Annotated in this window: 19 protein-coding genes; 9 read left to right on the top strand and 10 right to left on the bottom strand. The window is 66.1% G+C overall.

Translation table 11 applies throughout. The annotated features are described in order from the left end of the window. Nucleotides 1–11: 11 nt before the first annotated feature. The gene (locus VSR34_RS34535) at nucleotides 12–494 is read right to left on the bottom strand and encodes a glutathione peroxidase (protein WP_028211398.1); all 483 of its coding nucleotides are present in this window, start codon (nucleotides 492–494) and stop codon (nucleotides 12–14) included. 148 nt (nucleotides 495–642) lie between these two features. Here VSR34_RS34535 and VSR34_RS34530 point away from each other — a divergent pair, with 148 nt between their 5' ends. Continuing rightward, the gene (locus tag VSR34_RS34530) at nucleotides 643–2,601 is read left to right on the top strand and encodes an ATP-binding cassette domain-containing protein (RefSeq protein WP_342964781.1); all 1,959 of its coding nucleotides are present in this window, start codon (nucleotides 643–645) and stop codon (nucleotides 2,599–2,601) included. 80 nt (nucleotides 2,602–2,681) lie between these two features. Then, nucleotides 2,682–3,896 carry a CaiB/BaiF CoA-transferase family protein gene (locus tag VSR34_RS34525; protein ID WP_342964783.1) on the top strand — a complete coding sequence of 405 codons (1,215 nt, stop codon included), beginning with the start codon at nucleotides 2,682–2,684 and terminating at the stop codon, nucleotides 3,894–3,896. A 53-nt stretch (nucleotides 3,897–3,949) separates the two neighbouring features. Here the strand turns inward: VSR34_RS34525 and VSR34_RS34520 are convergent, their stop codons facing one another. The 3 genes from VSR34_RS34520 to alr all read right to left on the bottom strand — a co-directional run bounded on the left by VSR34_RS34520 (nucleotide 3,950) and on the right by alr (nucleotide 6,816). After that, on the bottom strand, nucleotides 3,950–4,213 hold the full coding sequence (locus tag VSR34_RS34520) for a DUF2866 domain-containing protein (protein WP_028211396.1): 264 nt from the start codon (nucleotides 4,211–4,213) through the stop codon (nucleotides 3,950–3,952). A gap of 139 nt (nucleotides 4,214–4,352) precedes the next feature. Beyond that, the gene (gene radA / locus VSR34_RS34515; RefSeq protein ID WP_028211395.1) at nucleotides 4,353–5,729 is read right to left on the bottom strand and encodes a DNA repair protein RadA; all 1,377 of its coding nucleotides are present in this window, start codon (nucleotides 5,727–5,729) and stop codon (nucleotides 4,353–4,355) included. 16 nt (nucleotides 5,730–5,745) lie between these two features. After that, on the bottom strand, nucleotides 5,746–6,816 hold the full coding sequence (gene alr, locus VSR34_RS34510; RefSeq protein ID WP_028211394.1) for an alanine racemase: 1,071 nt from the start codon (nucleotides 6,814–6,816) through the stop codon (nucleotides 5,746–5,748). A gap of 220 nt (nucleotides 6,817–7,036) precedes the next feature. Here alr and lplT point away from each other — a divergent pair, with 220 nt between their 5' ends. Together lplT and thiD are read left to right on the top strand one after the other, a co-directional pair. Continuing rightward, entirely contained in the window at nucleotides 7,037–8,347 is a 1,311-nt protein-coding gene (lplT, locus tag VSR34_RS34505) for a lysophospholipid transporter LplT (RefSeq protein WP_028211393.1), read from the top strand. A 102-nt stretch (nucleotides 8,348–8,449) separates the two neighbouring features. Next, a complete protein-coding gene (thiD, locus tag VSR34_RS34500; RefSeq protein WP_342964780.1) occupies nucleotides 8,450–9,256 on the top strand; it encodes a bifunctional hydroxymethylpyrimidine kinase/phosphomethylpyrimidine kinase in 807 nt (268 codons plus the stop codon). A gap of 31 nt (nucleotides 9,257–9,287) precedes the next feature. On the opposite strand, the gene VSR34_RS34495 is transcribed toward thiD, so the two are convergent. From VSR34_RS34495 to tsaB, 4 genes are all read right to left on the bottom strand, one after another. Further along, nucleotides 9,288–10,271: a DUF1853 family protein gene (locus VSR34_RS34495; RefSeq protein WP_342964779.1), complete on the bottom strand. Its 984-nt coding sequence runs from the start codon at nucleotides 10,269–10,271 to the stop codon at nucleotides 9,288–9,290. Between the two features lie 110 nt (nucleotides 10,272–10,381). Then, entirely contained in the window at nucleotides 10,382–11,389 is a 1,008-nt protein-coding gene (locus VSR34_RS34490; RefSeq protein WP_342964778.1) for a uracil-DNA glycosylase family protein, read from the bottom strand. Then, nucleotides 11,376–11,870: a ribosomal protein S18-alanine N-acetyltransferase gene (gene rimI / locus VSR34_RS34485; RefSeq protein WP_028211389.1), complete on the bottom strand. Its 495-nt coding sequence runs from the start codon at nucleotides 11,868–11,870 to the stop codon at nucleotides 11,376–11,378. Before rimI ends, VSR34_RS34490 begins: the two co-directional genes overlap by 14 nt. Further along, nucleotides 11,867–12,706 carry a tRNA (adenosine(37)-N6)-threonylcarbamoyltransferase complex dimerization subunit type 1 TsaB gene (gene tsaB / locus VSR34_RS34480; RefSeq protein ID WP_342964777.1) on the bottom strand — a complete coding sequence of 280 codons (840 nt, stop codon included), beginning with the start codon at nucleotides 12,704–12,706 and terminating at the stop codon, nucleotides 11,867–11,869. The genes rimI and tsaB overlap by 4 nt, the downstream gene beginning before the upstream one ends. 178 nt (nucleotides 12,707–12,884) lie before the next feature. Here tsaB and VSR34_RS34475 point away from each other — a divergent pair, with 178 nt between their 5' ends. The 3 genes from VSR34_RS34475 to aceA all read left to right on the top strand — a co-directional run bounded on the left by VSR34_RS34475 (nucleotide 12,885) and on the right by aceA (nucleotide 17,007). Beyond that, a complete protein-coding gene (locus VSR34_RS34475) occupies nucleotides 12,885–13,154 on the top strand; it encodes an acyl-CoA-binding protein (RefSeq protein WP_342964776.1) in 270 nt (89 codons plus the stop codon). Between the two features lie 428 nt (nucleotides 13,155–13,582). Further along, nucleotides 13,583–15,280, top strand: coding sequence for a DEAD/DEAH box helicase (locus tag VSR34_RS34470; protein ID WP_028230709.1), 1,698 nt, complete (start codon nucleotides 13,583–13,585; stop codon nucleotides 15,278–15,280). A gap of 419 nt (nucleotides 15,281–15,699) precedes the next feature. After that, a complete protein-coding gene (gene aceA / locus VSR34_RS34465) occupies nucleotides 15,700–17,007 on the top strand; it encodes an isocitrate lyase (RefSeq protein WP_342964775.1) in 1,308 nt (435 codons plus the stop codon). A 342-nt stretch (nucleotides 17,008–17,349) separates the two neighbouring features. On the opposite strand, the gene VSR34_RS34460 is transcribed toward aceA, so the two are convergent. Both VSR34_RS34460 and VSR34_RS34455 read right to left on the bottom strand, forming a co-directional pair. Next, nucleotides 17,350–17,784: a universal stress protein gene (locus VSR34_RS34460; RefSeq protein WP_028211385.1), complete on the bottom strand. Its 435-nt coding sequence runs from the start codon at nucleotides 17,782–17,784 to the stop codon at nucleotides 17,350–17,352. A gap of 178 nt (nucleotides 17,785–17,962) precedes the next feature. Further along, on the bottom strand, nucleotides 17,963–18,865 hold the full coding sequence (locus tag VSR34_RS34455; RefSeq protein WP_028211384.1) for a LysR family transcriptional regulator: 903 nt from the start codon (nucleotides 18,863–18,865) through the stop codon (nucleotides 17,963–17,965). 165 nt (nucleotides 18,866–19,030) lie between these two features. Between VSR34_RS34455 and VSR34_RS34450 the strand changes: the two genes are divergently transcribed. Further along, complete coding sequence (locus VSR34_RS34450) at nucleotides 19,031–19,792, top strand: haloacid dehalogenase type II (RefSeq protein ID WP_028211383.1); 762 nt, start codon at nucleotides 19,031–19,033, stop codon at nucleotides 19,790–19,792. 69 nt (nucleotides 19,793–19,861) lie between these two features. Beyond that, nucleotides 19,862–21,454 carry a malate synthase A gene (gene aceB, locus VSR34_RS34445; protein ID WP_342964774.1) on the top strand — a complete coding sequence of 531 codons (1,593 nt, stop codon included), beginning with the start codon at nucleotides 19,862–19,864 and terminating at the stop codon, nucleotides 21,452–21,454. Nucleotides 21,455–21,509 lie beyond the last annotated feature (55 nt).

Here is a 21,509-nt window from a genome sequence, read left to right as displayed (position 1 = left end):
ACCCCGCGCGCTCAGAGCTGCTTTTCGATGTCGACTGCGATGGCCTCGGGTTTCGTGACCGGAGCATAGCGCTTGACCACGTTGCCGGTACGGTCGACGAGGAATTTCGTGAAATTCCACTTGATGCCTTCGAGCCCGAGAAGACCCGGCGCCTCGCTCGTGAGCCAGCGATAGAGCGGGTGCGCATTCGCTCCGTTCACGTCGATCTTCTCGAACATCGGGAACGTGACACCGTAGTTCTTCTCGCAGAAACCGCCGATCTGCGCGGCGTCGCCGGGCTCCTGCTTGCCGAACTGGTTGCACGGGAAGCCGAGCACCGCGAGCCCGCGCGCGGCATATTGCTCGTACAGCTTCTGCAGGCCGGCGTACTGGGGTGTGAAACCGCACTCGCTCGCCGTGTTGACGATCAGGAGCACCTTGCCCGTATAGCGTTCGAGGCTCACCGGCTCCCCGCCGCCGAGCGGTTGCGCCGAAAACGAATAGATCGAAGTCATCTGGCTCTCCCGTGGAAAAGCGCCAGTCTACGTGAGAACGAGTGGAATTCGCACTCGACCACGCGGCTAGCCGAACGGCCGACGCCGGCGCGGCTCGCTACCCGGCTAAAATAGCGCTTTCTTTCGTTTTCTTCCTGCCGGCGCCGTCGTGATCCGCTTCAATCAATTCACTCTTGCCCGTGGCACCAAGCCGCTTTTCGAACAGACCTCGTTCACGCTGAACCCCGGCGAAAAGGCGGGTCTCGTCGGCGCGAACGGCGCGGGCAAATCGACCCTCTTCGCCGTGCTGCGCGGCGAACTGCATGCCGACGCCGGTGACTTTTCGCTGCCGCCGTCGTGGCGCATCGCGCACGTGGCGCAGGAAACGCCGGCCGTCGACCGCACCGCGCTCGACTACACGCTCGATGGCGACGCCGCACTGCGCGAAATCGAGGCGCGCATCGCCGCGGCCTCGGCCGCGCACGATGGCGCCGCCGAGGCCGAAGCGCACGGCGCGTTCGCCGACGCCGACGGCTACACTGCGCCCGCGCGCGCCGAAGCACTGCTGCTCGGCCTCGGCTTCACGCTGGAGCAAACGCGCCAGCCGGTGGCAAGCTTCTCGGGCGGCTGGCGCATGCGCCTGAACCTTGCGCAGGCGCTGATGTGCCGCTCCGACCTGCTGCTGCTCGACGAACCCACGAACCACCTGGATCTGGACGCGATCGTCTGGCTGGAAGACTGGCTGCACCGCTATCCCGGCACGCTCGTCGTGATCTCGCACGATCGCGAATTCCTCGACTCGGTCTGCAACGTCACGCTGCATCTCGAAAATCAGCAGGTCAAACGCTACGGCGGCAACTACTCGCAGTTCGAGATCCTGCGCGCGCAACAACTGGCGCTCCAGCAAAGCGCCTATGAGAAGCAGCAGCGAACCGTCGCGCACCTGCAAAGTTTCATCGACCGCTTCAAGGCCAAGGCGACCAAGGCGCGCCAGGCGCAAAGCCGCGTGAAGGCGCTCGAAAAGATGGAGCTGATCGCGCCCGCGCACGCCAGCTCGCCGTTCACATTCGAGTTCCGCACGCCCGACTCCGCGCCCAACCCCATGCTCGTGATGGAAGACGTGCGCTGCGGCTATCGCGCCGAGGACGGCAAGGAAACGCCCATCGTCGAGGGCGTCAACCTGTCGATCCAGAACGGCCAGCGCATCGGCCTGCTTGGCGCGAATGGCCAGGGCAAGTCCACCCTCATCAAGACGCTCGCGGGCACGCTCGCACCGCTTTCAGGCGACCTGCGCACGGGCAAGGGCCTGCAGATCGGCTATTTCGCGCAGCATCAGCTCGAAACCCTGCGTCCCGACGATTCGCCCCTGCGGCATCTCGCGCGCCTCGCGCCCGACACGCGCGAGCAGGAACTGCGCGACTTTCTCGGCGGCTTCAACTTCCCGGGCGAGATGGCCACAGCGCCCATTGCGCCGTTTTCGGGGGGCGAGAAGGCGCGCCTCGCGCTCGCGCTCATCATCTGGCAGAAACCCAACCTGCTGCTGCTCGACGAGCCGACCAACCACCTCGACCTCGAAACGCGCCACGCGCTGACCATGGCGCTCGCGCAGTTCGAAGGCACGCTGATCCTCGTCTCGCACGACCGGCATTTGCTGCGCGCCACCACCGATCAGTTCATGCTGGTGGCGAAGCACCGCCTGCAGCCGTTCGACGGCGATCTCGACGACTACCGCGACTGGCTGCTCCAGCATGCGGCCGAGCAACGCGCGGCGCTCAAGGAAGCCTCGGCCGGCACGGCGAATGCCGGGAACGGCGGCAATGGCTCAAACGCGGGCGATGGCGTCAACCGCAAGGAGCAGCGCCGTCAGGAAGCCGAGCAACGCCAGAAAGTCGCTCACCTGAAAAAGCCGTTGCAGGCGAAAATCAGCAAGATCGAAAAGGAAATGGATACCCTCAACGGCGAAAAGAGCGCGCTCGATGCTTTCGTCGCCGATCCGTCGAGCTACGAGCCCGAGCAAAAGAGCCGCCTGACCGAGGCAATTCGCCGCCAGGCAGAAGTCGCGTCGCGCCTCGATATGCTCGAAGCGCAATGGCTCGACGCGCACGAGGAACTCGAGCAGATCGGGTAGCGCATCGTGTAGCCGTTGCGCCGCCAGCCGCTTTTCGCCACTTTTTCGCCCAGGAGCCACGAGTGTCGTCACCCGCCGCATTGCAGGGCCTTCGCGTACTGGATCTGACCCGCCTGCTGCCCGGGCCCGTGGCCACCTTGCGCCTCGCGGAGATGGGCGCCGACGTGCTGAAAATCGAGCCGCCCGGAGCGGGCGACGCGGCGCGCGTGATGATGCAAAGCGCGGTCGACGAAGTGGCTGCGCGCCCCGGCGCGTTCTATCGCCTCGTCAATCGCGGCAAGCGCGAGACGCGAGTCGACCTCAAGACCGAGAGCGGCCGCGCCGTGCTGCTCGCGCTGGCGCGCGACGCCGACGTACTCGTCGAGAGCTTTCGGCCCGGTGTGATGGAGCGTCTCGGGGTCGGCTATGAGGCATTACGCAAGGTGAACCCCAAGCTCGTCTATTGTGCGATTACGGGCTACGGCTCGACCGGACCGTTTGCCGGCCATCCAGGCCACGACATCAACTATGTCGCGTATGCCGGCGTGCTCGACCAGCTCGCCACCCGCGACGGGGCGCCGGTGCTGCCGAATTTCCAGATCGCCGACCTGCTGGGCGGGGCGCTCAGCGCGGTCACGCAGATTCTCGCGGCGCTTTGGCATGTCGCGCGCGGCGGTGACGGCCGGTTCGTCGACGTTTCGATGGCGCACTCGAGCTACGCGCACAACGTGATCGCCCAGGTCGCGCTCGCCAACGACGACGCCGCGGCACTGCAGCCCGGTGGCGGCCTGCTAAACGGCGGCGTGCCCTGCTACAACCTCTACCGCACGCAGGATGGCCGATGGCTTGCCGTCGGCGCATTGGAGCTGAAATTCTGGCAAACGCTTTGCCACGCCATCGGCCGCGACGACTGGGCCGAGCGGCACTGGAGCCTAGGCCAGGCGATCGGCGGCTCGGACGCCGCGGCGCTCACGCGCGAGCTGGCGGCAATCATCGAATCCGAGGGACTGCAGACATGGATCGACCGTCTGGAAGCGATCGATTGCTGCGTTTCGCCGGTTCTCACGCCGGGCGAGGCTTCGCGTCATCCGCTCTTCAATGCCGAAGTGCTGCAAGCCATCATGGATGACATGGCCGCGAAGCAACAGGCTCAGGAGGCGGCGCCACACGCGCAGGCGGCCCCTTTGCACTCCGGGGGCCAGCAACCAGCGGCTTCGTCTGCGCAAGCTGGCCAGAAGGCCGGCCACGTTAGCCAAAGCGGCAACACCTCGGACACCCCAGGCGGGAAGCCCTTCACCTACGGTCCGTGGGGCTGAGGCTCGTGGGACGAACAATGAAAAATGGGCGCCTCGCAGCGCCCATTTTTCGTCTAGCGCCGCGGCAAGGTTTGCCGCGGCGCGCGTTCGTCGTCGTACATCACGTACTTGCGGCCTTCTACATGGTGCGCGATGGTGCTGCGCACCTCCGCCGCCGTCACGTCTTCCGCCACGACACGGCGTGAAATGCGCCCGTCGCCGTCGATCCACTCGACGATGCGGCAACCGCTGCCCCAAGGCTGCATGAGCGGCTCGGAGACCCGGCAGCCGCGCACGACGATCGATCGATCGCCGCAGGACGTATCAGTCTGTTTCAAGTCGCTATCCTTTCCGCCGGCACGGGATTGAACATCGCGCCAAGGATAGGGAAAACGACCTCTAAAATGGTTACAGCGCAGCCAGGGGTTGTTACTAATCATTACGCGACAGTACGAGCCTCCCACCCGCGCGACGCGTTCAATCGAGTTCGCGCACGCGATCGATCGCCTCCTCGATGCGCTCCACCGCAATAACCTGCAAGCCGTCGATCGGCTGCCGGGGCGCATTGGCCCGGGGAATCAGGGCGCATGAAAAACCGAGCTTCGCAGCCTCCTTCAGACGCTCCTGGCCCCGCGGCGAGGGTCGAATCTCGCCCGCGAGCCCCACTTCGCCAAAAACGATTAGACCCTTGGGCAACGCCTTGTTACGCATCGACGAGTGAATGGCGAGCAGCAAGGCCAGGTCGGCGGCCGGTTCCGTGATCTTCACGCCGCCCACGGCGTTGAGGAACACGTCCTGGTCGAAACACGCGATGCCCGCATGACGATGCAGCACCGCCAGCAGCATGGCGAGCCGGTTTTGCTCGAGGCCGACCGCGAGGCGGCGCGGATTGGGCACATGTGCGGTATCGACGAGCGCCTGCACCTCGACGAGCAGCGGCCGCGAGCCTTCCTGGGTGACGAGCACGCATGAACCCGGCACGCTCTGCTCGTGCTGTGAGAGAAAGAGCGCCGAGGGATTCGCGACACCGCGCAGACCTTTTTCGGTCATCGCGAACACGCCCAGTTCGTTGACCGCGCCAAAGCGGTTCTTGAACGCGCGTACCAGCCGGAACGACGAATGCGTATCGCCTTCGAAATACAGGACGGTGTCGACGATGTGCTCCAGCACGCGCGGCCCCGCCAGATTGCCCTCTTTCGTCACGTGGCCGACCATGATGATCGCCGTGCCCGATTGCTTCGCGATGCGCGTGAGTTGCGCGGCACATTCGCGCACCTGGGCGACTGAGCCGGGCGCGGATGTCAGCGCTTCGGAATAGATCGTCTGGATAGAGTCGATCACCGCGACATCGGGCTTTTCGGCCTCGATGGTCGCCTGGATCTTTTCGAGCTGGATCTCGGCGAGCAGCTGCAGCTCGCTCGCCATGGAGCCGGGATCGAGCAGCGCCAGCCGTTGCGCGCGCAACGCAATCTGCGCGGCCGACTCCTCGCCGCTCACGTAGAGCGCGCGGCGCTCCGCCGCGATCTGCGCAAGCGACTGCAGCAGCAGGGTCGACTTGCCGATACCCGGATCGCCGCCGATCAACACTACGCCGCCCGCCACCAGACCGCCACCCAGCACGCGGTCGAACTCGCCCACGCCGGTCGTGAAGCGCGGCACGTCGGACGCCTCGATATCCGCGAGGCGCCGCACCGGTGCGCTCTTCGCGAGGGACTGATAACGGTGGCCGCCCGTCTGTTCCGCCACGCCTTCCACAAGGGTGTTCCACGCACCGCAAGCGGGGCACTGCCCTTGCCACTTCGGCGCCTGCCCGCCGCATTCGGTGCAGGTGTACAGCGTCTTGACCTTCGCCATGCTCTTCGCCATGGCGTTATTCGGCTCGCACCGGCACGCGCTGCGCGACCGCGCACATCAGCTCGTAGCCGATCGTGCCGCAGGCCTTCGCAACGTCGTCGATGGGCAGGTTCGCGCCCCACAGCTCCACGCGCGCGCCCACGCCCGCGCCGGGCACCGGCGTCAGGTCGACCGTCAGCATGTCCATGGAAACGCGGCCCACCACGTGCGTGAGCACGCCGTCGACGATGACGGGCGTGCCTTCAGGCGCGATGCGCGGATAGCCGTCGGCATACCCGCACGCGACGACACCGATGCGCATGGGCTTGCGCGCCGTGAAGATCGAGCCGTAGCCGACCGTCTGCCCTTCGGCGACGTGCTGCGTTGCGATGAGTTCGGACGCGAGCGTCATGGCCGGCTGCAGGCCCGTGCCATGGAGCGCCGAGGCGACGCCCGAAGGCGAAGCGCCATAAAGAATGATGCCGGGGCGCACCCAGTCAAAGTGCGTCGAAGGATGCCAGAGCGTGGCGGCCGAATTGGCGAGGCTGCGCGTGCCCGCAATGCCTAGCGCGCCGCGCTCGAACGCCTCCATCTGCTCGCCCACGCCGCGCGGCGTGTCGGCATCGGCGAAATGCGTCATCAGCGTGATCTGGCCGATGCCGGGGCAGGCGCGCGCCCGCTCCCAGGCGGCGCGATACTTCTCGGGGGTGTAGCCGAGCCGGTTCATGCCGCTATTCATCTTGAGCTGGATGTTGACCGGCTTCGAGAGGCGCGCCATTTCGAGCATGCGCATCTGCTCGTCGCAGTGCACGACGGTCGTGAGGGTATAGCGGTCGATCACGTCGATGTCGGTCGGCCGGAAAAAGCCTTCGAGCAGCAGGATCGGACCCGCCCAGCCGAGTTCGCGCAGCTTCACGGCTTCTTCGAGGTCGAGCAGACCGAAACCGTCCGTCGCCCGCAGACCGGGAAACGCGCGCGCAAGCCCATGCCCGTAGGCGTTGGCCTTCACGACGGCCCAGATTTTCGAATGTGGCGCGTACTTGCGGACGACGGCGAGGTTGTTGGCGAGAGCGGCGGTATGGATCGTTGCTGAGAGGGGGCGCGGCATGGGAGATTTTTTCGCAAAGACGCTTTCGAATCAGGAGCTTACAGGACGTTTTCAACGCCCGCCAAGCCCGCCTGACGGGCGCTCAAGGATTGTGCTAGTCCGAATGCATCTATTTTCGTGATATAAAGCCCTGCGCACAACCCATTTCGAACGTAATAAGCCCGGATGCCTCCCACCCGTCCGGGGCGGACGGACCGCAGCGAGGAAAGCATCGCATCAGATGAAAAAAGGCTTTTACACCATCATGGCCGCGCAGTTTTTTTCGTCGTTGGCCGACAATGCGCTCCTCATCGCTGCAATAGCACTGCTCAAAGATCTACACGCCCCGAACTGGATGACGCCGCTGCTCAAGCTGTTCTTCGTCCTCTCCTACGTCGTTCTTGCCGCCTTTGTCGGCGCCTTTGCAGATTCCCGCCCCAAGGGCCGCGTGATGTTCATCACGAACTCGATCAAGGTCGTGGGCTGCGCCATCATGCTTGCGGGCGTCCACCCCCTGTTCGCCTATGGCGTGGTCGGTTTCGGCGCGGCAGCCTATTCGCCCGCCAAGTACGGCATTCTGACCGAGCTGCTGCCGCCTGAGCGCCTCGTCGCCGCCAATGGCTGGATCGAGGGCACGACGGTCGGCTCGATCATCCTCGGCACCGTGCTCGGCGGCGCGCTGATCAGCCCCCACATCGCCTCGCACGTGATCCGCCATACGCCGGCCGCGATCAACACGCCCGCCGAGGCCGCGATGCTCGTCATCATGGTGATCTATGTGGTCGCCGCCCTCTTCAACCTGCGCATTCCCGACACCGGCGCGCGCTATCCGCGCCAGCAGCACGGTCCTATCCGGCTCATCAGCGACTTCGCCGACTGCTTCAACACGCTCTGGCGCGACAAGCTCGGCCAGATCTCGCTCGCGGTCACGACGCTGTTCTGGGGCGCGGGCGCAACGCTGCAGTTCATCGTGCTCAAGTGGGCCGAAGTCTCGCTCGGCATGTCGCTTTCCGAAGGCGCCGTGCTCCAGGCCGTCGTGGCCGTGGGCGTCGCCGCCGGCGCCATGATCGCGGCGGCACGCATCCCGCTCAAGAAGTCGCTTTCGGTGCTGCCGGTCGGCATCATCATGGGCGTCGCCGTCATGCTGATGGCGTTCTATACGCGCAACCTCTTTCCGCCGCACTGGGGCCTGCATGTCGGCCATATGCGCATCCCCGGCTATCTCGTCTTCGCCTACATCTTCCTCATGGTCGTGGGCGGACTGTCGGGCTTCTTCGTCGTGCCGATGAACGCGCTGCTCCAGCACCGCGGCCACGTGCTGCTCTCCGCCGGCCATTCCATCGCCGTGCAGAACTTCAACGAGAATCTCTCCGTGCTCGTCATGCTGTGCCTCTATGCCGTGCTCGTCTGGCTCGACGTGCCGGTGACCATCGTGATCGTGCTGTTCGGCACGTTCGTCTGCCTGATGATGTGGCTCGTGATGCGCCGCCATCAGGCGAATCAACGCTCGTTCGACTCGGTCGCGCTGATCGGCGAAAATCACAGGCATTGATGGGCGTGCGCGGCCGGGCATCACCCGGCATGCGCCTCCGAACCGACTCTTTCCAGTGCACGCGCGGCTAGATGCCGCGCGCGACGCGCACCTGACGCCGCCATGACTTCACCGATATTCAACGTTCTCACGATCGCCGGCTCCGACTCGGGCGGCGGTGCGGGCATCCAGGCCGACCTCAAGGCGTTCTCGGCGCTCGGCACCTACGGCGCGAGCGTCATCACGGCGTTGACCGCGCAAAATACGCGCGGCGTCACCGCGATCCACGCGCCCGACGCGGGCTTCGTCACCGCGCAGCTCGACGCCGTGTTCGACGATATCCGCATCGACGCCGTGAAGATCGGCATGCTCGCCAACGCGTCGATCGTGCGCGCCGTCGCCAGTGCGCTGCGTCGCCACCAGCCGCAGCGCATCGTGCTCGACACCGTGATGATCTCGAAGAGCAACCACGCGCTGCTCGCGCCCGAAGCCGTCGCCGCGCTGCGCGAGGACTTGTTGCCGCTCGCGGGCATCGTCACGCCGAATCTGCCCGAGGCCGCCGCGCTGCTCGGCGTGGCGCCCGCGGCCGACGAAGCCGCGATGGTCCAGCAAGGGGAAGCGCTGCGCGCGCTCGGTGCGCAGGCCGTGCTGATGAAGGGCGGCCATCTCGGCGGCGAGGACAGCCCCGACTGGCTCATCGAAACCGGCGGCACGCTGCGTCTCGGCGGACCGCGCGTGCCGGTCACGAACACGCACGGCACGGGCTGCACGCTCTCTTCCGCTATTGCCGCCTTGTGGCCGCAGCGCGGCGCGCTCGCGCCGGCCGTTGGCGATGCCAAGCAATATCTGACGGCGGCGCTGGAAGCGAGCAACCGGCTCGACGTGGGTCGTGGCGTCGGGCCGGTGCATCACTTCTGGCGCTGGTGGTGAGCAAGCGTTCGCGCGTCGTTTGACGCGCAAGTCATTGGCGTGAAAATGCGGCGGCGCGTGCGGGCCAGTCGTCAGGGACGATGAAGCCGCGCGACTGTTCGCGGTAACCCCCCGCGCCGTCGGCCTCGAAGGCTGCGACCAGCACGGGGTCGTGTGGCCGGACGAGCGCTGCGATCAACGTAGCGGGATCGGCGGAAGGCACAACGGCCGTGCTCGCGGCGACCACGCTGTCTTCCCGGCCGCGTGGCTCAGCGGTCAGCGTGCGTGGCGCCAGCCATGCGAGCCGCGGCAAAACGCTCCAGCCAGCGGCCGCCTCGCGCTGGGCGAACGCCGGCCACGCCGAACGCGTCACCCACCAGCCGCGCCCATGATCCGCGGCAAGCTCGGGGGCGTCCTCCACGCTCGCCATCGCTCCAGCCGGGTAGAAGAGCCAACCCTTCACGAACATCTGCGCACGCCACGGACCGCCATAACCAAGCGACGCAAACGCTTCATGTGTGGTCAGCCGGAGTTGATGGTCGCGCAGATGCGATAGCTTGAGATCGAAACGGTCGCGCAGATTCGGCCCGACGAATTCGGCGAGCGACGCACGTTCGCTATTGCCCGGGCCTGCATACAGGTAGCACTTCACCGCCAGTTCCCAATGCAGGCGCTCCCCAGCGCGCGTCCGCACGAGGAAATCGCACTCACCGAGCGTCACGCCCGCACGCCGCAGCGGCACATTCTGCGCGACGAGCCGCGCTGCCGGTCCGTGCGCGAGGAACCATCCGAGCAAGTTTTCCGCATAACGGCCGAGGCGGGTTGTCGGCGCGGCCGCGAGGGTGGCGTGCAAACGCGCGGGGTCGCGATCGAGTTGCGCGAGCCAGTCGAGCGTGGCGCGCACTTCGTCCGCATCGGCGAAGCACAGCGCCAGCGGGGCGAGTGGTGGTTGCGCGCGCAACAGATCGGCGCTGAAGAGCAGCCACGCAAGATCGCGCACAGACGGATCCGCGAGACCCTCGATGACGTCGTGCATACGAAGCACCGGGAGCGTGGCCGACCCGTCTTCTCCCGCGGCTTTGTGTGGCGGCCCGCTATCGCTCCCGGCGTCACTTGCGCCAGAAGCGTCGTCGGGCCGCGCCGCGTTCATCGCCTGTCGCCTGACGCGCGCCAGGTGTCGCGCGCGAGACAGAGATCGGCCCAGGCCTTCGCCTTGTCCTGCAGGCTGCGCAGCAGATACGCGGGGTGCCAGGTGACGATGACGGGCACGCCCTCGTATTCGTGAACGCGACCTCGCAGCGACGCAATGCTGCCATCGGTCTTGAGCAGGCTCTGCGCCGCGAAGCGGCCGAGCGCGACGATGATTTTCGGCTTCACGAGCGCCACCTGGCGCTGCAGATACGGCTCGCAGCGCAGCACTTCGTCGGGCTCCGGGTTGCGGTTGCCCGGCGGCCGGCATTTGATGACGTTCGCGATATAGACGTTCTCGCCGCGCGCGAGCGAGAGCGCGCGCAGCATGTTGTCGAGCAGCTTGCCCGCCTGCCCGACGAACGGCTCGCCAAGACGGTCCTCGTTCTCGCCGGGCGCCTCGCCGATCAGCATCCAGTCGGCCTCGCGATCGCCCACGCCGAACACTGTGTTGGTGCGCTTCTCGCATAGGCGGCATTGGGTGCACGACGCCACGCGTTCGGCGAGCGCATCCCAGTCGAGCGTCGCGATCTCGCTGCGCACGGCGTCGCCGGCTCGCGAGGACGCGGCGTCGTCCGGCGCGGCGGGCGCGGCCACCGAGTCGAACCAGCCGAAATCGTCGTCGGTGAAAGGCGGCGGCTCGTCGGACAAAAGCGATGCGGGCCGCGCTGAAGAAGCTCCCCGCTGGGTAGCCTGGTTCGCTTCTTCGGACTGCGGCGCTTCTGTCCGGACGACGCGCGTCTCGGCCGGCGTCTCTGCGGGCAACGACGTGACAGCCGGACGCCCTGCCGGCGCTACTGGAGCTTCGGCCAGCGCGTGCGTCGACTGGGCGGCCGTGCGCGCGGGCCCCGAAGCAATGGCGTCCTCGGCCTGCACTGCCTGCTGCGGTGCTACATGCAGATCCCTTCTGCGCACCCAGCGCGGCGCGAGACCAAGCTCTTCCAGTGCGATCTCATCGAGCGGCATCCGTGCCCTCTCCTGCAAAAGAAAAACGCATCACGAGTGCGTCCTCACGGCTGTGATGTCGAGCCGGATAGTAATTCTTGCGGCGGCCGATCGTGACGAAGCCGAACTGCTCGTACAGCCGGATCGCCCGGTGATTCGAAGGCCGCACTTCGAGCAGCAAGCCTTCGAGACCCTGCGCGCGCGCGATGCGCACCGCCTCACGCAGCATGCCCAGCCCCGCGCCCGCGCCCTGCGCCTGCGGCGCGACGCACAGATTCAGCAGATGCATTTCATCGACCACGGGCATCAGCACGCAATAGCCGATCAGCGTGCCGGTGACGTGGCGCATACACAGGCCGTAATAGCCATTGCGCAGCGAATCCTCGAAATTGCCGCGCGACCAGGGAAACTCGTACGCGAGGCGCTCGATGACCGCGACCTCGTCCAGGTCGCTCTCGGTCATCGGCGACAGGTAGCGATCGGTCATCAGCACGCCGCTCATCGCCCCCCCTCGCCACTTTCGCGTCCTCCGCCAGCGCTGCTCGCACCACCATGGGCGGCGGCCTTCGCGGCGAGGCGCTCGGCCGTGGTTTGGGCAACCTTGTCGCGCACGTATTCGGGCGCGGCCTGATCGGCGGGTTTCGTGCGGCCGGCGCGATAAGCGCGGAGCGCCACGTGCGCGAGCGGGATCGCATGCGGCAGCGCCTCGCCGTCGATCGTGCGCGCGGCGGCGGCCGCCGTGAGGCGCGCCCCGAACGCGGTAGCGGCATTGCCCGCGAGCGTGAACGGTTCGTCGGGCGCGACGATGCGCTCGGGCGAGTCGAGCGATGCCGCCTGCACTGTGCGCCAGTCGCTGGCCGCGGCGTCCCATGCGTAGTCGGCCCAGTAGGCTTCGTCCATGCGTGCGTCGAGCGCGGCCAGCACGCGCGTGGCCGCGGGGTTGCGCAGCCGTGCGCTCTCTGCGCAGACGAGCAGCGTCCCCACCGGTACCACTGGAATATCGAGGCCGAAGGCGAGGCCTTGGGCCACGCCCGTGGCGGTGCGAAGCCCGGTGAACGAGCCGGGACCCGCGCCGAACGCAATCGCGTCGCAGTCTGAGAGCGTGAGCCCGGCTTCGGCGAACACTTCGCCGATGGCGGGCAAGAGCCGCGTGCTGGAAACTGCCCCGGTGGCCTCGTGACGGACCCAGACACTCACTTCGCAGCCGGACTCGAGCCCGGTCGAGCAAGCGCCTGTGACTGACGATGAAGATTTTGCGCCGCCTGCGGCGACGTGAAGCAGCGCGACCGAGCAATATTCGGTCGAAGTATCGAGGGCAAGCAGCACGGTATCGGTCATGAGCGCTATTGTAATGCCCCGCCCGCCGTGCCGGCCCACGGCTCATGCCCCAGGTGGCCTGCGTGCGCGCGCTGCCGCTTATGGTGTGGATGGTGTGGAGGGATCGCTCGAGCCTTTTGGCGGTTTGCACTGCTACCATCGGCGCGCCGATAGCAATCCACATGCGGAGCAAACAACGATGAACGACGTGAACGCGCAGTTCGAGCAAGCGCAGCAAGACGTGCAGCAACTTCCGGAACGCCCCGGCAATCTGACACTGCTGCGCCTCTATGCACTCTTCAAGCAGGCGACCGAAGGCGATGTGCACGGCGACAAGCCGGGCTTCACCGATATCGTCGGCAAGTACAAGTACGAAGCGTGGGCCGCGCTGCAAGGCACGGCAAAGGAGACGGCGAAGCAGCAGTACATCGAACTCGTCGAATCGCTCAAGAGCGGCGCCGCGAGCTGAGCCGGGCATCGCCTTTTCGAAAGCCGCCCCAAGTGAGGCAGCGATCGATTCAGGCGATGCGTCATGCAGCAGTCCAGGTGCCCTTCGTCCTTGCGCGGTGCGTCGCTCTGGCGCGCCGCAACAAAACGAGATATACTGCGTGCTGCGTTGCGCTCCGGTCGCTTGTTCGATCAGCACGACGCCTCGTAGCGTTAAGCTCCAATCCAGTTTAGAACCTGTCCCCCCCTGCCGTGGCCCTGTTTTCGGGCCGTCAAGAATCAGGCTGGCGACTGGCCAATCCCGGCTCAAGTCGCACCCAACACAGCTTCTAACGAAAAATCCGCCAATGTGGGCGGATTGCCCCCGTTTTTCGATTTGTTCGCAAAATCCGACGACTTGGGTATGCCGATTGGCGCCGACGTTCTATTTCCTGTGTACCAAGGATTTTCATGACTTCGAGCAATACCCAAAGCCCCCTCGACGCGATCGCCAACGCAGCCCTCAGTCTCGACGCCGCCGCTTCCAGTGAAGCACCCGTGCAGGCCGCCGATACGCCCGACGGCGCGGCGTTCGCGGCACTCGGTCTGTCGCCGGAGATCGTCTCCGCGCTGATCGCGGCGGGCTACAAGGCACCGACGCCCGTGCAGGAACGCGCCATTCCTGCCGCCATCGCCGGCCGCGACCTGCTGGTCTCGAGCCCGACCGGTTCGGGCAAGACCGCGGCATTCATGCTGCCCGCCATCGAGCGCTTTGCGCAGATCCAGAAGGCCCAGGCCGCCCAGCCGCGCGAGCCGCGCCCGCAAGGCGCCAACGGCCCGCAACGCGATCGCCGCGAGCGCCGTCCGCAGCCCGTGGCACGCCCCGGCCTCCTCGTCCTCACGCCCACCCGCGAGCTCGCCATGCAGGTGACCACGGCTGCGTCGGCGTACGGCAAGCATCTGCGCCGTCTGCGCACGGTGAGCATTCTCGGCGGCGTTGCCTATGGCCAGCAGCTCATGCTGCTCGCGAAGAACCCCGAGATCCTCGTGGCGACGCCGGGCCGTCTGCTCGATCACCTCGAGCGCGGTCGCATCGACCTGTCGGAACTCAAGATGCTCGTGCTCGACGAAGCCGACCGCATGCTCGACATGGGCTTCATCGACGACATCGACACGATCGTCGCGGCCACCCCCGAGTCGCGTCAGACGATGCTGTTCTCGGCCACGCTCGACGGCAAGATCGCGTCGATCACGGGCCGCCTGCTGAAGGATCCGGAGCGTATCGAGATCGTGCGCAAGGTCGAAGCGAACTCGAACATCGCGCAGACCGTGCACTACGTGGACGACCGCGATCACAAGGATCGCCTGCTCGACCATCTGCTGCGCGCCGAGAGCCTCGATCAGGCCATCGTGTTCACGGCAACGAAGATGGACGCCGACCAGCTGGCCGGCAAGCTCGCCGACGCGGGCTTCGAAAGCGCCGCGCTGCACGGCGACCTGCCGCAGGGCGCGCGCAACCGCACGATCCGTGCGCTGCGCGAGCGTCGCGTGCGCGTGCTGGTCGCGACCGACGTCGCGGCGCGCGGCATCGACATTCCGGGCATCACGCACGTGTTCAACTACGACCTGCCGAAGTTCGCCGAAGACTACGTGCACCGTATCGGCCGTACCGGCCGTGCGGGCCGCTCGGGTGTGGCGGTGAGCCTCGTGCACCACGCCGAGCAAGGCGCGCTCAAGCGCATCGAGCGCTTCGTGCGCTCGCCCCTGCCCGTGAACGTCGTGGAAGGCTTCGAGCCGCGCAAGGCGCCGCCGGCCAACCGCGGCTTCGGCGGCCGCGGCCGTCCGGGTGGCGGCAATGGCGGCGGCCGTCGCTTCGGTAACGGCAATGGCAAGCCGGGTGGCTATGGCGCCCGCAGCGGCAGCGGCAACGGCGGCGGCGACCGCAACGGCAACAGCTGGGGCAACAAGCCGGAAGGCTCGCGCGGCGGCTTTGGCGCCCGCGAAGGCGGCTTCGGCGGCGGTTCCCGCGAAGGCGGCTTCGGCGGCGGCTCGCGCGGTGAAGGCAATCGCGGCGGCTACGGCCAGCAGCGCGAAGGCTATGGCCGCGCGCGCGAAGGCGGCTACGGCGCGCGCCGCAACGACGGCCCGCGCGTGCGTCGCGACAGCTAAAGAAGCAAAAGCGGTGTGTGGCGCGGCCTTCGAGCTGCCCCACCGCCGTGGCGAAATCCAGGGACCGGTGCTAGTCACCGGTCTTTTTTTGCCCCCAAGCGACATTTCACAATACGAAAAATTTTCTTGCCTCGTAAAAAATCGTGCTGCGCGGCACAAGGGACGTATTGCAAGATGGGGGATCCCGTTTCATATTGAAAAATATGTTAGCTAAGTAATTGATTTTACATAAATAAAAAACATAGAAAAAGCCTCCCTCCGCTCTGTTGCCGGCCGATCGATTTGCCTAGACTCTTATATAAGAGTTCGAGAAACGAAACGCCCCAAACCCAGGATGCGGGCGCTTTCGTTTCGCGAGATTCAGCGGTTCAGCAGTTCCGTTCAGCGATCCACTTTTCAGGTAAGCGAAGGAGCACATCATGTCGACTCGTCAACAGCAAGCCCAGCAACTCCAACAGCAGTGGGAAACCGATCCCCGCTGGAAGGGCATCAAGCGCAACTACACCGCTGAAGACGTGGTGCGCCTGCGCGGCTCGATCCAGCCCGAGCACACGCTCGCGAAGCGCGGCGCCGAAAAGCTCTGGCAAGGCGTGAACACCGAGCCGTTCATCAACGCACTGGGCGCGCTCACGGGCAACCAGGCGATGCAGCAGGTCAAGGCTGGCCTGAAGGCCATCTATCTTTCGGGCTGGCAGGTCGCGGGCGACGCCAACCTGGCCGGCGAAATGTACCCTGACCAGTCGCTCTACCCGGCCAACTCGGTGCCGCAGGTCGTCAAGCGCATCAACAACACGCTCACGCGCGCCGACCAGATCCAGTGGTCCGAAGGCAAGAACCCGGGCGACGAAGGCTACGTGGACTTTTTCCAGCCGATCGTGGCCGACGCTGAGGCCGGCTTCGGCGGCGTGCTGAACGCGTTCGAACTGATGAAGGCGATGATCGAAGCGGGCGCCGCGGGCGTGCACTTCGAAGACCAGCTCGCCTCGGTGAAGAAGTGCGGCCACATGGGCGGCAAGGTGCTCGTGCCGACGCGCGAGAACATCGCCAAGCTCACGGCCGCGCGTCTTGCCGCCGACGTCTGCGGCGTGCCCACCGTGCTGCTCGCCCGCACCGACGCGGAAGCCGCCGACCTCGTCACCTCGGACATCGACGACAACGACAAGCCGTTCCTCACCGGCGAGCGCACCGTGGAAGGCTTCTTCCGCACCCGCAACGGCCTCGAGCAATCGATCTCGCGTGGACTCGCCTACGCGCCGTACGCCGACATGATCTGGTGCGAAACGGGCAAGCCCGATCTCGAGTTCGCGAAGAAATTCGCGGAAGCGATCCACAAGCAGTTCCCGGGCAAGCTGCTCTCATACAACTGCTCGCCGTCGTTCAACTGGAAGAAGAATCTCGACGACGCGACCATCGCCAAATTCCAGCGCGAACTGGGCGCGATGGGCTACAAGTTCCAGTTCATCACGCTCGCGGGCTTCCACTCGCTCAACTACTCGATGTTCAACCTCGCGCACGGCTATGCGCGCCAGAACATGAGCGCGTTCGTCGAACTTCAGCAGGCCGAGTTCGCCGCCGCCGAAAAGGGCTTCACCGCGGTCAAGCATCAGCGCGAAGTCGGTACGGGCTATTTCGACGCCGTGACGCAGACCGTCGAGCGCGAGGCGTCGACCACGGCGCTGCACGGTTCGACGGAAGACGAGCAGTTCTTCGACAAGAAGGTGGCGTAAGACCACCGGCAGCAAGCGGCAACAAGCGGCAGCAAGCGGCGGCAGGCGTTTGCCAGGCGCCGCGCGGGAAGACGGCCGGCACGCGTTACCTTGGCGGGGCGCGCCGGCCGTCCGACCCGCGCCCCGTGTGTATGGCGCGAGCCGTTATAGCCAGGCGACCAAGCCGGAACTGAGGGAGAAGCAGGCGCAAGACAGGCCGCGCGCGCTGGACAGTATCCGGCCTGCGGCTCGCCCAGCCCACGCAGCGGGCGGGCGTGGCCTCGTTCTTAATCTCCGATCGGGGGAAACCGGTCTGCGCAGATCGATACGGTGTCCCGAGAGCCCGCAAACGGCCTCGCCCAACTAGCGATATACGATCACCGGAATCTTCGTATGGGTGAGCACGCGTTGTGTCTCGCTGCCGATCAGCAGGCTGCCGAGCCCGCGCCGCCCGTGCGAGGCCATGAAAATCACATCGCAGCCCCCCGATTCGGCGGCTTCGATAATGCCGAGATACGGCGATGGATGCACGCTCGTGCGGCTCACGCAGCTCACGCCAGCGCTGCGCGCCGCGGCCTCGATTTCCTGCAGATGCGCGCGCGCCTCTCGCTCGCTGCGCGCCTGGAAGTCGCTGGGCGGCTCGATCACCACATCGGCATAAGGCGAGTATGGATATTGCGGCAGGCACGCGTACGCGGTAACGCGCGCGCCGACTGTGCGGGCAAGGTCGATCGCGCCGTCGATCGCTTTCTTCGACAGCTCCGACCCGTCGGTCGGAACGAGGATGTGCTTGAACATGGCGCCCTCCGTGGTCCGGCGCACTACGGCACATTGCGCGGGGGAATTCCCAGGGCAACTTCAAGACGGCTCGCGCCGGCGCGCACTCGCCCTGTCACGTCGATTGTAGTGCGCGAAAAATGAGCGCAAACCGCGCGTGGGGGTCATCCCGCATATCGGAAACACGCACCGCGGCGAGCTATCCCCAGTAACCGGGCTGACCGTAGGTATGTTTGAGATAGTCGAGAAAGAGGCGCACGCGCAGCGGCAAGTGGCGGCGCTGCGGAAAGACGGCATGAATGCCGATGGGCGGCGCGGCGAACGCGTCGAGCACGCTCACGAGCCGGCCTGCCGCAATGTCCTCGCCGACCTCCCACCAAGAGCGCCACGCGAGGCCGTGGCCCGCCAGACACCATTCATGCAGCACCGCGCCATCCGAGCATTCCATCGTGCCCGCCACGCGGATCGACACTGCCTTCCCGTCCTGCTGGAATGCCCAGCCGCGCTGCTGGTTCGAGCTCGCGCCGAAGGCGAGGCAGTTATGGCGCGCCAGATCGGCTGGCGTTTCGGGCTTGCCGCGCCGCGACAGGTAAGCAGGCGCCGCCACGCACACGCGCCGGTTCTCGCCCAGCTTGAGCGACACGAGCGACGAATCAGGCAATTCGCCGAGGCGCACCGCGCAATCGAAACCCTCGTTCACGAGATCGACGAGCCGGTCCGAGAGATCGAGCGCGATGCTCACGTCCGGGTGCGCGACGGTGAAATCGGGCACGAGCGGCGCAACATGGCGCCTGCCGAAACCCGCCGGCGCCGTCACGCGCAAGTGCCCGCTCGCCTTCACGCCGCCCGCCGAGACGCTCGCCTCGGCATTCTGCATGTCATGGACGATGCGCTGGCAATCCTCGAGGAACGCGGAGCCTTCGAACGTGAGGGTGATGCGCCGCGTCGTGCGCACGAGCAGCTTCACGCCGAGCCGTTCCTCCAGCGCGTCGATACGCCGGCCAATGATGGCGGGCGCGACGCCCTCGGCCTGAGCCGCGGCGGAGAGGCTGCCCTTGGCGGCCACGTTGATGAAGGTCTCGATCTGCTTGAAGCGGTCCATCGGCGGGCAATTCGGGCGATGCGTTACAGAAATAATGGAAACAACGAGGCTGGCCGACAGATTAGGTGGGTAAAAGTAAAAGATCAAGTGATCAATCCAACCTTTTTCAGCACCAGGACTCATGAATACAATCGACCTCGACCTCTGATGACGGAGTGCAAGGCTATGTCGGCCAGAACGACACGATTTCCCAAGGCGGTGATTTTCGACGCGTACGGCACGCTGTTCGACGTGCATTCGGTCGTCGCTGCCGCCGAGCAGATGTTTCCCGGCCAGGGCGAGGCGCTCTCGCAGCTCTGGCGGCTCAAGCAGATCGAGTACACGCAGCTGCGCACGCTTTCCGACCCCGCGGGTGCGCGGTACAGTCCCTTCTGGGACATCACGCTCGATGCGCTGCGCTACGCCGCGCGCCGCCTGAACCTGTCGCTCACGGGCGCGGGCGAAAAGCGACTGATGGACGAGTATGCCTGCCTCTCCGCCTTCCCCGATGTGCTGCCCATGCTGCGCCGCCTGCGTGAGCCGCGCGAAAACGGCACGCGCACGGGCCTCGCTATCCTCTCCAACGGCAATCCGCAGATGCTCGACATCGCGGTGAAAAGCGCCGGCATGAGCGGCCTCTTCGATCACGTGCTCTCCGTTGATGCCGTGCGCGCCTACAAGCCGGCCGCCACCGCCTACGCCCTCGGCACAGCCGCCTTCGACAGCGCGCCGCGCGACATCGTGTTCGTGTCCTCCAACGGCTGGGACGCCGCGGGCGCCGGCTGGTTCGGCTACACCACGTTCTGGATCAACCGCCAGCGGCTGCCCGCCGAAGAGCTCGGCATCGCGCCGCACGGCACCGGCGGCGGCATGGCCGAACTCGCCGCCTTTATCGAAACCGCTGCGCACGAAAGGCACAGCCGCCCTCGCCCCAGCCCGGGCGCGTGACGGCAGGCCAGCACGGCGCAGCCATAACAACCACGCATTCACCATCTGACCGACCAAGGAGCAAGCAAAATGGCCAACACGTTGCAACTGCCGCAAGGCATGCAAATCACGGGTGAGATCCAGCCCGGCTTCGAAACGATCCTCACGCCCGAAGCGCTCGAACTCGTCGCGAAGCTGCACCGCGCGTTCGAGCCGCGCCGCCAGCAACTGCTCAAGGCGCGCGCCGAGCGCACCAAGCGCCTCGACGCCGGCGAGCGCCCCGACTTTCTCGCCGAAACGAAAGCGATCCGCGAAGGCGACTGGAAGATCGCCGCGCTGCCGAAGGACCTCGAATGCCGCCGCGTGGAAATCACGGGGCCGGTCGAGCGCAAGATGATCATCAACGCGCTGAACTCGGGCGCGGACTCGTACATGACCGACTTCGAGGACTCGAACGCGCCGAACTGGGAAAACCAGATCGTCGGCCAGCTCAACCTCAAGGACGCCGTGCGCCGCACGATTTCGCTCGAGCAGAACGGCAAGCGCTACCAGCTCAACGACAAGACCGCCACGCTGATCGTGCGTCCGCGCGGCTGGCACCTCGACGAAAAACACGTGACCGTGGACGGCCAGCGCGTCTCGGGCGGCATCTTCGACTTCGCGCTCTATCTCTTCCACAACGCGAAGGAACTGATCGCACGCGGCAGCGGCCCGTACTTCTATCTGCCGAAGATGGAAAGCCACCTCGAAGCACGCCTCTGGAACGACATCTTCGTCGCGGCACAGGAAGGCGTGGGCATCCCGCGCGGCACGATCCGCGCGACGGTGCTGGTCGAGACGATCCTCGCCGCGTTCGAGATGGACGAAATCCTCTACGAGCTGCGCGAGCACAGCTCGGGCCTGAACGCGGGCCGCTGGGACTACATCTTCTCGGCGATCAAGAAGTTCAAGAACGACAAGGACTTCTGCCTGGCCGACCGTGCGCAGATCACGATGACGGTGCCGTTCATGCGCGCCTACGCGCTCGAACTGCTGAAGACCTGCCACAAGCGCAACGCGCCGGCGATCGGCGGCATGAGCGCGCTCATCCCGATCAAGAACGATGCGGCCGCCAATGACAAGGCCATGGCCGGCGTGCGCTCGGACAAGGCGCGCGACGCGACCGACGGCTACGACGGCGGCTGGGTTGCCCACCCGGGTCTCGTGCCGATCGCAATGGAAGAGTTCGTGAAGGTGCTCGGCGACAAGCCGAACCAGATCGGCAAGCAGCGCCCCGACGTGAACGTCGCAAGCAAGGACCTGCTCGATTTCCGTCCGGAAGCGCCGATCACCGAGACGGGCCTGCGCAACAACATCAACGTGGGCATCCACTACCTCGGGTCGTGGCTCGCGGGCAATGGCTGCGTGCCGATCCACAACCTCATGGAAGACGCCGCGACCGCCGAAATCTCGCGCTCGCAGGTGTGGCAGTGGATCCGCTCGCCCAAGGGCAAGCTCGAAGACGGCCGCAAGGTCACGGCCGAATTCGTGCGCGAGCTGATCCCGCAGGAGCTCGACAAGGTCAAGGCCGTGGTGGGCGGCGACACGAAGCCGTACGAGCGCGCCGCGCAGATCTTCGAACAGATGTCGACGGCGGAGAACTTCGTCGAGTTCCTGACGCTGCCGCTCTACGAAGAAATCTGATCGGGCTGCAGTTCTAACGAATAGCCGATGAAAGAAGGCCCGGCGGACGCTAGTC

Origin of the sequence: Paraburkholderia sp. JHI2823 (genome assembly GCF_038900695.1) — a bacterium.
Taxonomy (GTDB): domain Bacteria; phylum Pseudomonadota; class Gammaproteobacteria; order Burkholderiales; family Burkholderiaceae; genus Paraburkholderia; species Paraburkholderia mimosarum.
Note: the sequence above shows the minus strand (reverse complement) of the source record. Positions and strands in the feature narration are given on the sequence as shown.